Origin of the sequence: Bacillus sp. REN3, from assembly GCF_017912555.1 — a bacterium.
Classification (GTDB): Bacteria; Bacillota; Bacilli; order Bacillales; family Cytobacillaceae; genus Mesobacillus.
The window spans coordinates 131,979-145,196 of sequence record NZ_JAERSD010000001.1; the positions used below are offsets into that span (position 1 = coordinate 131,979).

Below are 13,218 nucleotides of genomic sequence, written 5' to 3' on the forward strand. Positions count from 1 at the left end.
GCCGATATTACTTAGAGAAATGATCAATAGGAGCGCTAGATGGAAAACTTGAAAATAGCTGAAATAGAACGATTGCTTTTGAACAGCGACAATGTTGAAGGAACGGTAGTAGAGTCATTGAGGAAGGACAACAGGAAAGGCGTCCAGAGTCTCTTGGCAAAATGGGAAAGGAAAGAGGAGCATCGGCGGAGGCAGCATGAACAATTTGTGGCTATGACAGCTTTTGAACGAAGGCTGCGAGGCAAAGGGTATCAGAACATTGCCGGAATCGATGAAGCGGGCAGAGGACCGCTTGCCGGCCCGGTAGTCGCAGGTGCTGTCATTTTGCAAGAAGACTTCTATCTACCGGGACTGAATGATTCCAAGAAGCTGAACGAATCGAAAAGAGAAGAATATTTCCGCATAATCAATAAGGAAGCACTTGCTATTGGTATCGGGATTGTAAGCGCGGCTGAAATCGATGAAATCAACATTTTGCAGGCAACAAAAAAAGCGATGTCATCTGCTGCTGAGCAATTGGACCCACAGCCGGATTTCCTGCTTATCGATGCAGTTGATCTGGTGACACCGTATCCTTCTGAAGCTTTGATCAAAGGAGACGCAAGGAGCATAACAATTGCAGCAGCTTCCATCATTGCGAAGGTAACGAGAGACCGGCTGATGAAGGCAATTGCCAAGGAGTTCCCTCACTATGGATTCGAGGCGAATATGGGCTATGGCACAGCTTTCCATTTGGAAGCGATAAAGGAGCATGGCGTGACTCCTTGCCATCGGAAAAGCTTTGCTCCTGTCAAGGAATGTTTAGGAAGTGGACAAAAGTAAGGCGGTGTGGATGATGGACACAGTAACATTGCAATCCATGTTAAGCCAAATGGGAGCAACACAGCAGATAAAAACGGTTGTATTCATCCCTGGACAGATCATCAATGGGAAAATCCTGAAGCTCTTTCCCGAACGAATGGCAGAGGTGCAGATCGGATCCCAAAAGCTGATTGCCCAATTGGAGGCTCCGCTATCGACGAACGAACGGTACTGGCTGCAGGTGCAGCCCGGTGATGGGAACAAGATTCAGTTAAAGGTCATGGCTGCAGCAGAGGATACAAGGCAGAGTGAAGGCCTAGGCAAAATTCTTCGCGGACTTTCCGTCCCGGTTACTAAAGAGAATCTGGAACTTATCCGATATTTTGTGAAAGAAAAGCTTCCTGTCAGCAAGGAAACATTGCCAGTCGCTTCGAATTTGCTGAGATCAGCAAATTCAAAGAGTGAGGGACTGGAAGCGGTCAAGATGATCCTGACTAGGGCGCTGCCGCTGACTCCGGCAACTTTTTCGGCATTATATACATTCAATAAGGAGTCTTCCCTTATCCAGCTGATGATCCAGCTACACGGCGGTTTAACGGATTTGCCGCCAACTGAAACGATCATGAAGTCAAAGGCTTTGCTTGAGGAGTTGCTTCCTCTGAAAAAGGGCACGGAAGCTGGCAGTCCTCCGCCTGTTGATCTTGATTCGAATCCGCTGTCGCCCGCAAAAATAAAGAAATTCCTTTCCACGCTCGGCATGTCATATGAAAGGCAGCTTTTCTCTGAAGCAGACACCAGGCCGGCGGGAGAGCAGCGCAGCATCACAGAAGGCTTGAAACCGCAACTGTTGCGCCTGATGCATGAACAACCGCCACAGGCTGTAAAGGATGCAGCAGAACAAATTGTAAACAAAATCACCGGGTTTCAGCTGCTATCGCAGGAATCAGGGCCCGTCCAGCAGCTGGTTATGCAACTCCCTATTATCATTGGGGGGAAAATGAATGAAATCACGATGCAGTGGAGCGGGAAGAAGGCACCAGACGGAAAAATCGACGCTGGCTATTGCAGGATCCTGTTTTATCTGAAATTAGGACATCTTAAGGAAACAGTCATTGATGTCCAAATCCAAAACAGGGTCATGAGCATAGGGGTAATCAATGAACAGCCAGCGTTAAGTGATCATTGCTCGCAACTGTTGCCAGAGCTGAAAAGCAAACTGTCGGAAATTGGTTATTTATTGTCGTCACTGTCCTTGAAGGCGCCCGAAGAGAATCCTGCTGGCGGGGGAGGCAAAATGCTTGCTGATTTGTACGGCAAGAAAGAATACACCGGGGTGGATATCAAAATATGACAAATTCAAAGTCAAAGGTCAGGAAAACTGCAGTTGCCCTAGGTTATGATCCAAAAACAAACGACCCGCCAAGGGTGCTGGCAAAAGGGAAAGGCCTGGTAGCTGGGGAAATCATTGAAAGGGCAAAAGACAATGATGTGCCGGTCCAGGAGGATGCTTCACTTGTCGAAGTCCTTGGCCAGCTTGAGCTCAATGAAAGGATTCCTGAAGAACTTTATCAGGCAGTCGCCGAAGTTCTAGCCTTTCTTTACCGGCTCGATAAACTGGCAGGCGAACCAAATGAATGATGCTCATGGAGGAGAAACAGGGCAAAATGATTCTTCGAAACTTACTCTAGTCGGGAAAAATGAGGTACCCCGGCTTTTTTTGTTTGTTCTAAACAGCTTGTAAAATGCCAGAATTTATTTTTGAATATCTGCAGGTTGGAGGATGGCGTGAAAACGCCCATAAATATTGGAGGTCACTGGAAAACATTTCGCCTTGGCACGATGAAGTCATGGAGGCCCCTATATGGAGTTAAATGGATCGATTGTTACATTGGCCATTCTGTTTGTGTAAAGTAAGTTTCTGTTTAATAAAACTAGGTTGATTGGAACGGAAGGTGCGAGACTCCTTGAAAATGCTGACGCATTTTCTTCGTGCGCGGATGAATTCACGGAAGCCCATTCAGTGTCCTGCGGGATTAGCGGGACAGGTGAGACACCGCACGCCCCGCGGAAAGCGAGGCATCCCGATGTGAAAATCAACCGGCCAATGAACAAAGGCTTTCCTTCAAGTATTTTTTCAGTGGCCTGAAATATCGCGGGGTTTTCCTCCGGGGAAGTCTGCTCAAAACTCCTGGGGAACCGGGCAGCCAGGAGTGGAAACTGAGCATTGATTAAAGGGCAGCCATGTTGGCAGAAACCGCCTTTGCCAATAGACGGAAGCGCTTACAAAGTTTTTTTGGAATATTTAAAAAGCCTAAATATTTAAATCATAAAGGTAGACAAGCTATATTTCATTATATAAAATGAAAGCGCAGTCTATTATTAATAATTGAGATGAATAATATTTTCTACTTAGAAGAGCCTGTATGATAGATGGACCAGATAGGCTGTTCTAATAGATAGGAGGATGGGAAATGAATGTCCATGAGTATCAAGGGAAAGAAATCCTCAGAAAATATGGGGTAAAGGTGCCTAATGGCAAGGTTGCTTTCACGGTTGAGGAAGCGGTTGAAGCAGCAAAGGAACTGGGAACGTCAGTATGTGTCGTAAAAGCTCAGATCCATGCCGGCGGAAGGGGTAAAGCTGGCGGTGTAAAGGTTGCCAAGAACCTAGAGGAAGTACGTACATATGCAAGTGAAATTCTTGGAAAAACCCTGGTTACACACCAGACAGGTCCGGAAGGCAAGGAAGTAAAGCGTTTGCTGATCGAAGAAGGCTGCGACATCAAGAAGGAGTATTATGTCGGTTTAGTGCTTGACCGCGCTACATCTCGTGTCGTCCTGATGGCATCCGAAGAAGGCGGCACAGAAATCGAGGAAGTTGCAGCAGCAACTCCAGAGAAAATCTTCAAAGAAGAAATCGATCCTGTTCTTGGGCTTATGCCTTATCAGGCTCGCAGGATTGCATTCAATATCAATATCCCTAAGGAGCTTGTCAACCAGGCTGTCAAGTTCATGATGGGCCTTTACACTGCCTATATCGAGAAGGATTGCTCGATTGCGGAAATCAATCCGCTTGTCGTGACAGGAGATGGTCAGGTATTGGCGCTTGATGCCAAGCTGAATTTCGATTCAAACGCGTTATACCGCCAGAAAGACGTCATGGAATACCGCGACCTTGATGAAGAAGATCCGAAGGAAATCGAAGCGTCCAAGTATGATCTGAGCTACATTTCCCTTGATGGGAATATCGGCTGCATGGTTAACGGTGCCGGCCTTGCGATGGCGACAATGGATATTGTCAAACATTATGGCGGGGATCCTGCCAACTTCCTTGATGTTGGAGGCGGCGCGACTGCGGAGAAAGTAACGGAAGCGTTTAAAATCATCCTTTCAGATCCGAATGTTAAGGGTATTTTCGTAAATATCTTCGGCGGCATCATGAAGTGTGACATCATTGCCACTGGTGTAGTGGAAGCCGCAAAACAGGTTGGCCTCCAGGTTCCGCTTGTTGTCCGTCTTGAAGGTACGAATGTTGAACTTGGCAAACAGATTCTGAATGAATCCGGCTTGAATATCATCGCTGCTGAATCAATGGCAGACGGTGCTGAAAAAATCGTTTCATTAGTGAAGTAGGATCGAAAGGAGAGAAAATTGACGTGAGCGTATTTATTAATAAAGATACAAAAGTCATTGTCCAAGGTATTACGGGTTCAACAGCCCTTTTCCATACAAAGCAGATGCTTGAATATGGTACACAAATTGTTGGAGGAACTACCCCCGGCAAAGGCGGCCAAGAGGTAGAAGGCGTTCCAGTATTCAATACTGTCAAAGAAGCGGTTGATAAAACAGGTGCGAATGCTTCTGTCATCTATGTTCCTGCGCCATTCGCAGCGGATGCGATCATTGAAGCGGTCGATGCTGAACTGGATCTTGTTATTTGTATCACGGAGCACATCCCTGTCCTTGACATGGTGAAGGTAAAGCGTTATATGGAAGGGAAGAAAACACGCCTTGTCGGTCCTAACTGCCCTGGTGTCATTACTCCTGAAGAATGCAAGATCGGCATCATGCCTGGCTACATCCATAAGAAAGGGCATGTTGGCGTTGTTTCCCGTTCTGGTACATTGACATATGAAGCTGTACACCAGCTTTCACAGGCTGGCGTAGGCCAAAGCTCCGCGGTGGGAATAGGGGGAGACCCGGTCAACGGAACGAACTTCATCGATGTCCTCAAGGCATTCAATGACGACCCTGATACTTATGCTGTCATCATGATCGGTGAGATTGGCGGAACCGCAGAGGAAGAAGCGGCTGAGTGGGTCAAGGCGAACATGACAAAACCAGTTGTAGGCTTTATTGGCGGCCGGACTGCACCTCCTGGAAAGCGGATGGGCCATGCCGGCGCGATCATTTCAGGCGGGAAGGGTACGGCAGATGAAAAGATCCGTGTCATGACCGAATGCGGCATCAAGGTTGCCGACACTCCAGCTGTAATGGGTGAGACATTGATCAGTGTCCTGAAAGAACAGGGAATCTACGATAAATGCAAAACACACTAAGGAAAGAGTAACATGAAACCAGCCCCCCCACTGGGTGGGGGCTGTTTCTTCGTGTTTAAAATTTGCTGCCAAAAGGTTGGGAGGCTGTTATTAAATGGATGAAGCGACAAAGAGGCTGATCCATCTTGTCCATAGTACACAAAGTTGGAAAACCATATATTCCATCATTAAAACCGATCCTTTGCTAGAACATATTTATAAGGCTCCATACCATTCCCCATTATTTCCCCAGGCCAGTTCCACACTCGACAATCTCCATACTATTCCAATCGACAAGCTTTTGGCTGAGTATGCTTCCTCTGACATTCAACTGATTTCAATTTTCAATCCTGCTTATCCAGAAAGGCTGAAAACAATATACCAGCCGCCCTGGATCCTTTTTGCCAAAGGAAATACTGCCTTGTTAAAATGCAATCGAATGTTGGCCATCGTCGGATCACGTGATGCTACCCAGTATGGACGGCGCACAATAGAGTATTTGATGCCCGGACTGATTGAGAACGGACTAATGATCATCAGTGGACTCGCAAAGGGAATTGATGCCCATTCGCATAAGGAAGCCATCAAGCAGGGAGGGAAGACAGCTGCGGTCATCGCTGGAGGTTTCAATCATATTTATCCAAGGGAAAATCTTGCCCTCGCCAGCTATATGATGGAAAAGCAGCTTGTCATTTCTGAATATCCGCCGGGGTCACGGCCGGAAAAATGGCAGTTTCCGATGAGAAACAGGATTATAAGCGGGCTTTCATTGGGTACACTTGTTGTGGAAGCAAGGAAGAAGAGTGGCTCACTGATCACGGCGGACTATGCATTGAATGAAGGCAGGGAAGTTTTCGCCATCCCGGGAGATATCCTTTCACCGCATTCTGAAGGATGCCATGACTTGATTCTGCAAGGTGCGAAGCTGGTAAAAAGCCCTTCGGAAATCTTGGAAGAGTTGAATATATATAATGAAAAAACAAGGTGCGAATGCTGACTAGTTGACGGAGAAATTGTCATAAAAATTTCCATTCCATCAAATTTTTTTAAGTTTTAAGGAATATTTATATCAAAAAGGTTGAAATAATTTTCATTCTGTTATACATTTTGCATCAGGTATTTTAAAAAAACTGCCAGGATGAAAACGTTTACCTCGTGGATTGATTTGACATCAGGTAAACAATGTGGATAATAGTAGTCATAATTTTGGACCTCTAAGGAGGATAATTGGATGTCAGATTTTTTAGTAATCGTTGAGTCGCCTGCAAAGGCTAAAACGATTGAACGCTATCTGGGGAAAAAATATAAAGTGAAAGCATCAATGGGCCATTTGCGCGATTTGCCAAAAAGCCAAATGGGTGTTGATATAGAGCATGATTATCAGCCAAAATACATTACAATCAGAGGCAAGGGACCTGTCCTCAAGGAATTGAAAACCGCCGCGAAAAAAGCAAAGAAAATCTATCTCGCGGCTGACCCCGACAGAGAAGGGGAAGCGATTGCCTGGCACCTTGCCCAAAGCCTTGATGTTGAGGTTGAGTCGGATTGCCGGGTTGTTTTCAACGAAATCACAAAGGATGCCATCAAGGAATCGTTCAAGCATCCACGCCCAATCAACATGGATTTGGTGGATGCACAGCAGGCAAGGCGTGTTCTGGACAGACTTGTGGGCTATAATATCAGCCCGCTCCTATGGAAAAAAGTCAAAAAAGGGCTGAGCGCTGGACGGGTCCAGTCTGTAGCGATGAGGATGATCATTGACCGGGAAAAAGAAATCAATGAATTCAAACCGGAAGAGTACTGGACGATTAAAGCGGATTTCCTGAAAGGCAAGTCCTCCTTTGAAGCGTCCTTTTACGGAATTGGTTCCAAGAAGATGGAATTGAAAACTGAAGAAGATGTCAATAATATCCTGAAAAGGATTAATGGGAACCAATTCACAGTTGCTTCCGTGACGAAAAAAGAACGAAAACGCAACCCTGCCCCATCTTTCATCACTTCTTCCTTGCAGCAGGAAGCGGCAAGGAAATTGAATTTCCGGGCCAAGAAGACGATGATGCTCGCCCAGCAGCTTTACGAAGGGATCGACCTTGGCAAAGAAGGGACAGTTGGTTTAATTACTTATATGAGAACCGATTCCACCCGAATTTCAGAAGTAGCCCAGCGAGAAGCGAAGGATTACATCACCGGGGAATTCGGCAGCCAATATGTCCAGACGGAGGCGCGGAAAGAGAAAAAGCAGACAAACGCTCAGGATGCGCATGAAGCGATCAGGCCGACAAGCGCTTTGAAAGTTCCTCAAAAAGTGAAGGAGTACCTTTCAAGAGACCAATATAGACTTTATAAACTGATTTGGGAACGATTTATCGCAAGCCAGATGGCACCGGCGGTCATGGATACAATGAGCGTTGATTTGAAGAACGGGGATATCACTTTCCGGGCTACAGGATCAAAGATCAAGTTCCCGGGTTTCATGAAGGTGTATGTGGAAGGGACGGATGATCAGGTTGAAGAAAAGGAAAAATTCCTTCCTGATCTGATAGAAGGCGATCAAGTCAGCAAGAAGGACATCGAACCGAAACAGCACTTTACGCAGCCTCCGCCAAGGTATACGGAGGCAAGGCTTGTCAGGACGCTTGAGGAACTGGGAATCGGCCGGCCTTCCACCTACGCTCCGACTCTTGATACCATCCAGAAACGGGGCTATGTCTCTCTTGATAATAAGCGATTTGTCCCTACTGAATTGGGAGAAATTGTCCATGAATTGATGATGGAATTCTTCCCGGATATCCTGGATCTCGAATTCACAGCCAAAATGGAGCAGGACCTTGACAGCGTAGAAGACGGAAAAGTCGATTGGGTAAAAATCATTGATGATTTTTACCGTGAGTTTGAAAAGGATTTGAAAGTGGCAGAGCAGGAAATGCAGCAAATCGAAATCAAGGATGAACCTGCCGGGGAAGACTGTGAACAGTGCGGAAGCCCAATGGTATTCAAGATGGGGAGATACGGGAAATTTATGGCCTGCAGCAATTTCCCGGATTGCCGCAACACAAAGGCAATCGTGAAGGAAATTGGGGTAAAATGCCCGAAATGCAAAGAGGGGAACATCATTGAGCGGAAAAGCAAGAAACGGCGAATCTTTTATGGTTGTGACCGTTACCCGGAATGTGACTTCCTATCATGGGATAAGCCGCTTGCCCGCAGCTGTCCGAAGTGCGAGAGCTTCCTGGTTGAAAAGAAGCTCAAAAAAGGCGTGCAGGTTCAATGCACCGAGTGTGATTATAAAGAAAAACCACAAAGCTAGAGTGAGCCCAAGCTCACTCTTTTGTGATTTCTGGAATCCATTCAAAAAATAATCATGCTGTACACAAAATCAGAAAAAACGAAACTTTTCGCTTTTATTTTCGTATAGGAAAGTGCAAAATGAAACAGGTAATAGGTGATTAGGAAGATAGGGAAACAAAACAGAAGATTTTTGGACAGGTAAATGCTATAATGGGTATTTTGATGCCTGGAGTGGCATTTTAATGTTTCCAGCCTATCAAAATTGGTGAACAGTCAGCAAGAAGCTTAAGATAAAGCTAGTGAAAAGCAATTGGAGGTAACTTTTATGACCGAAGCAACCGTTAATGTCATCGGTGCCGGACTCGCAGGCAGCGAGGCTGCATGGCAGTTGGCCCAAAGAGGCATTAAAGTCAATTTATATGAAATGCGTCCCGTTAAACAGACGCCGGCACATCATACAGATAAATTCGCGGAATTGGTCTGCAGCAACTCCCTGCGCGCCAATACACTGACGAATGCGGTAGGAGTTTTAAAGGAAGAAATGAGGATGCTTGATTCTGTCATCATTGGAGCAGCCGATGCGTGCGCTGTACCTGCCGGGGGAGCGCTCGCAGTTGACAGGCATGAGTTTGCAGCTCACGTTACCGAACGTGTCAAGCACCATCCCAATGTGACGGTTATCAACAAGGAAATCACGGAGATCCCTGATGGCCCTACAATCATTGCGACAGGACCTCTGACCAGCGAGGCGCTCTCCCAGCGACTGAAAGAATTGACGGGTGAGGAATACTTGTATTTTTATGATGCTGCGGCGCCGATCATCGAAAAAGATAGCATAGACATGGACAAAGTTTATTTGAAGTCCAGATATGACAAAGGTGAGGCCGCATACTTGAACTGTCCGATGACAGAAGAAGAATTTGACCGCTTTTATGAAGCGCTGATTGAGGCGGAAGCAGTTCCGCTGAAGGAATTCGAGAAAGAAATCTTTTTTGAAGGCTGCATGCCAATCGAAGTGATGGCCCAGAGAGGACGCAAAACGATGCTCTTTGGTCCGTTAAAGCCTGTTGGCCTTGAGGATCCGAAGACAGGTAAACGCCCTTACGCTGTCGTCCAGCTCCGCCAGGATGATGCAGCAGGTACCCTTTATAACATCGTTGGCTTCCAGACCCATTTGAAGTGGGGGCCGCAAAAAGATGTGATTAGGCTGATTCCCGGCCTTGAAAACGCAGAAATTGTCCGCTATGGTGTCATGCACCGGAATACATTCATCAACTCTCCAAAGGTGTTGAAGGCAACATACCAGTTCAGGAACCGGGAGGATTTATTCTTTGCAGGCCAGATGACTGGAGTGGAAGGGTATGTGGAATCTGCGGCAAGCGGCTTGATTGCCGGCATCAATGCTGCGCGGCTTGCCAAATGCGATGAGCCAGTTGAGTTCCCGCAGGAAACGGCAATGGGAAGCATGGCCCGCTATATCACAACGACAAACGCAAAGAACTTCCAGCCGATGAATGCGAACTTCGGATTGTTCCCGGATCTACCAGAAAGAATCAAAGCAAAGCAGGAACGCAATGAAAAGCACGCTTCCAGAGCATTGGAAACAATTCAGAAATTTGTGAAAAATTTGTAATTTATATTGCGGGGGCTATACAAATATGATACTATTATGTAGCCCTTGTGAGGTGACTTTATGGAGCCAAATGTGAACAATTCATTAAAGTTATTTATTGAATATTTACAAATTGAAAAAAATTACTCACAATATACAATTGAACATTATCAACATGATATTAGGGAATTTTTTATGTTCATGTCTGAACAAGGGATTCCATCGGTTGGGGATGTAGAGTATTCAGACACTCGTATCTACCTGACGAAATTATTCGACCATCAACTATCCAGAAAATCGGTAGCCCGCAAGATCTCCTGCCTAAGAAGCTTTTATAAGTACTTGCTGAGGGAAAAGATGGTTGAGGAAAACCCTTTTTCACTTGTATCGACCCCAAAGCTGGAGAAACGCCTTCCTGATTTTTTTTATGAGCAGGAGCTTTCCCGGCTATTTGATGCGTGTGAAACCGATACACCGTTAGGAAAAAGGAATAAAGCGATCCTGGAATTGCTGTATGCGACAGGGATGCGGGTAGGCGAATGCTGTCAGGTCCAATTGAAGGACATTGATTTTTCATTGTCAACGGTTTTGGTCCATGGAAAAAGGAAAAAAGAAAGGTATGTGCCTTTCGGAAGCTTCGCTCATGATGCGCTCGAGGATTACATATTGAATGGGAGGCGGGAACTCCTCAAAAGCAAACAGGACCATGGTTTTTTATTCGTCAACTTCCGTGGGGGCCCACTGACAGACCGGGGAATACGGGATGTGCTGAATCGATTGATTGAGAAATCGGCGCTGACCGGGAAAATCCATCCCCATAAGCTACGGCATACGTTCGCAACCCATATGATGAGCAATGGGGCGGACATGAGAACTGTCCAGGAATTGCTCGGGCATGCAAACCTTTCATCGACTCAGGTATATACCCATGTCACGAAAGAGCATCTGCGCAATATTTATCTGTCACACCACCCGCGGGCATAAGAAAAAGGAGGACGAGAGAGTTGTCAGAATTCCACTCTACCACGATATTTGCAGTCCGGCACAAAGGCCAATGCGCAATGTCAGGCGATGGGCAGGTGACCTTTGGAAATGCGGTGGTCATGAAGCATACTGCCAGGAAAGTAAGGAAGCTCTCCAATGGAAAAGTGATCGCAGGCTTTGCAGGCTCTGTTGCCGATGCCTTCACCTTATTCGAAATGTTCGAAGGGAAGCTGGAAGAATACAATGGCAACCTCCAAAGGGCAGCTGTCGAGCTAGCGAAGGAATGGCGCAGCGACAAAGTGCTTAGACGCCTTGAAGCAATGCTGATTGTCATGAATGAAAAGGACCTGCTGCTCATTTCCGGTACTGGTGAGGTTATCGAACCAGATGATGGCATCCTGGCGATCGGCTCGGGCGGCAACTACGCTTTATCAGCTGGACGGGCGCTTAAGCAATTTGCGGGCGACCATTTGACAGCCAGGGAAATAGCAAAATCCGCGCTTGAAATCGCGGCTGATATTTGTGTCTATACAAACCACAATATCATTGTCGAGGAACTGTGATGGAAAAGGAGGGTATAGTGTGAAGCAAACAACCAATTTGACTCCAAGGCAGATCGTTGAACGGCTTGATCAGTATATCGTCGGGCAGAAGGATGCAAAAAAAGCTGTTGCCGTAGCACTTAGGAACCGTTATCGAAGGGGATTGCTTTCCGACAATATAAGGGATGAGGTCATTCCCAAGAACATCCTGATGATTGGGCCGACTGGTGTCGGAAAAACCGAGATTGCCAGGCGAATGGCAAAACTTGTCGGCGCGCCGTTCGTAAAGGTAGAAGCTACGAAATTCACAGAGGTAGGATATGTCGGCCGCGATGTAGAATCAATGGTAAGAGACCTGGTGGAAACCTCGATCAGGCTCGTAAAAGAAGAAAAGGTGCAAATGGTCAAGGAGCCGGCCGAGGAAAATGCCAATAAACGCCTTGTCGAACTGCTTGTTCCCTCAGCGAAAAAATCATCCAACTATAAAAATCCGCTCGAAATGCTGTTTGGCGGATCGAATCAGCCAGAGCAGGAAACAAACCAGACGGAAGACATAGGGTTGTTTGAAAGGCGGAAAGCAATCAAACAAAAGCTGGAATCCGGAGAACTGGAAGATGAGATGGTCACGGTGGAAGTTGAAGAGCAAATTCCGTCAATGTTTGATATGCTGCAAGGATCCGGGATGGAACAAATGGGCATGAATATGCAGGACGCCTTAAGCGGCTTGATGCCTAAAAAACGGAAAAAAAGAAAGCTTCCTGTCCGAGAGGCCAGGAAGGTACTGATCAATGAAGAGGCACAAAAGCTAATCGATATGGATGAAGTCACACAGGAAGCAACGAACCGCGCTGAACAGGCAGGAATCATTTTCATTGATGAAATTGACAAGATTGCCAGCAAGAGCTCAGGCGGAACTAGCGCTGATGTTTCCAGGGAAGGTGTACAGAGGGATATCCTCCCAGTAGTGGAAGGGTCGACAGTCGTTACCAAATATGGGCCGGTCAAGACGGATCATATCCTGTTTATCGCTGCCGGTGCCTTCCATATGGCGAAACCGTCGGACTTGATCCCGGAACTTCAGGGACGCTTCCCTATCCGGGTCGAACTGACGAAGTTGACAGTCGATGATTTCTATCGGATCCTTGTCGAGCCGGATAATGCATTGACGAAGCAATACCAGGCATTGTTGGAAACGGAAGGTATACAAATTGAATTTTCTGACGATGCTATTCGTAAGATTGCCGAAGTGGCATTCGATGTGAATCAGAATACCGACAATATTGGTGCGAGAAGGCTTCAGACGATCCTGGAAAAGCTGCTTGAGGATTTGAGTTTCGAAGCTCCTGACATTACCATGGAAAAGATAGCCATCACTCCTCAATACGTTGAAGAGAAGCTTGGTGCCATTTCACGCAATAAAGATCTTAGCCAGTTTATATTATAAGGTATGCCGT

General features: G+C 46.4%; 11 protein-coding genes. All 11 read left to right on the forward strand.

Features of this window, described 5'->3' with window-relative positions; genetic code table 11:
* Positions 1 to 39: 39 nt before the first annotated feature.
* The 11 genes from JJQ88_RS00670 to hslU all read left to right on the forward strand — a co-directional run bounded on the left by JJQ88_RS00670 (position 40) and on the right by hslU (position 13,208).
* A complete protein-coding gene (locus JJQ88_RS00670) occupies positions 40 to 822 on the forward strand; it encodes a ribonuclease HII (protein WP_210363801.1) in 783 nt (260 codons plus the stop codon).
* Between the two features lie 13 nt (positions 823 to 835).
* Positions 836 to 2,152, forward strand: a complete 1,317-nt coding sequence (locus JJQ88_RS00675) for a hypothetical protein (protein WP_210363802.1) — start codon at positions 836 to 838, stop codon at positions 2,150 to 2,152.
* Positions 2,149 to 2,439: an EscU/YscU/HrcU family type III secretion system export apparatus switch protein gene (locus tag JJQ88_RS00680; RefSeq protein ID WP_210363803.1), complete on the forward strand. Its 291-nt coding sequence runs from the start codon at positions 2,149 to 2,151 to the stop codon at positions 2,437 to 2,439. Before JJQ88_RS00675 ends, JJQ88_RS00680 begins: the two co-directional genes overlap by 4 nt.
* An 833-nt stretch (positions 2,440 to 3,272) precedes the next feature.
* The gene (sucC, locus tag JJQ88_RS00685) at positions 3,273 to 4,433 is read left to right on the forward strand and encodes an ADP-forming succinate--CoA ligase subunit beta (RefSeq protein ID WP_210363804.1); all 1,161 of its coding nucleotides are present in this window, start codon (positions 3,273 to 3,275) and stop codon (positions 4,431 to 4,433) included.
* Between the two features lie 23 nt (positions 4,434 to 4,456).
* A complete protein-coding gene (sucD, locus tag JJQ88_RS00690) occupies positions 4,457 to 5,359 on the forward strand; it encodes a succinate--CoA ligase subunit alpha (protein WP_210363805.1) in 903 nt (300 codons plus the stop codon).
* 94 nt (positions 5,360 to 5,453) lie between these two features.
* On the forward strand, positions 5,454 to 6,335 hold the full coding sequence (gene dprA / locus JJQ88_RS00695; RefSeq protein ID WP_210363806.1) for a DNA-processing protein DprA: 882 nt from the start codon (positions 5,454 to 5,456) through the stop codon (positions 6,333 to 6,335).
* Positions 6,336 to 6,569: 234 nt separating this feature from the next.
* Entirely contained in the window at positions 6,570 to 8,645 is a 2,076-nt protein-coding gene (gene topA, locus JJQ88_RS00700) for a type I DNA topoisomerase (protein WP_210363807.1), read from the forward strand.
* A 306-nt stretch (positions 8,646 to 8,951) separates the two neighbouring features.
* The gene (gene trmFO / locus JJQ88_RS00705) at positions 8,952 to 10,259 is read left to right on the forward strand and encodes an FADH(2)-oxidizing methylenetetrahydrofolate--tRNA-(uracil(54)-C(5))-methyltransferase TrmFO (protein ID WP_210363808.1); all 1,308 of its coding nucleotides are present in this window, start codon (positions 8,952 to 8,954) and stop codon (positions 10,257 to 10,259) included.
* Positions 10,260 to 10,319: 60 nt separating this feature from the next.
* Positions 10,320 to 11,222 carry a tyrosine recombinase XerC gene (xerC, locus tag JJQ88_RS00710; RefSeq protein ID WP_210363809.1) on the forward strand — a complete coding sequence of 301 codons (903 nt, stop codon included), beginning with the start codon at positions 10,320 to 10,322 and terminating at the stop codon, positions 11,220 to 11,222.
* Between the two features lie 20 nt (positions 11,223 to 11,242).
* Positions 11,243 to 11,785, forward strand: coding sequence for an ATP-dependent protease subunit HslV (gene hslV / locus JJQ88_RS00715; protein ID WP_210363810.1), 543 nt, complete (start codon positions 11,243 to 11,245; stop codon positions 11,783 to 11,785).
* Positions 11,786 to 11,804: 19 nt separating this feature from the next.
* Positions 11,805 to 13,208, forward strand: coding sequence for an HslU--HslV peptidase ATPase subunit (gene hslU, locus JJQ88_RS00720; RefSeq protein WP_210363811.1), 1,404 nt, complete (start codon positions 11,805 to 11,807; stop codon positions 13,206 to 13,208).
* Positions 13,209 to 13,218 lie beyond the last annotated feature (10 nt).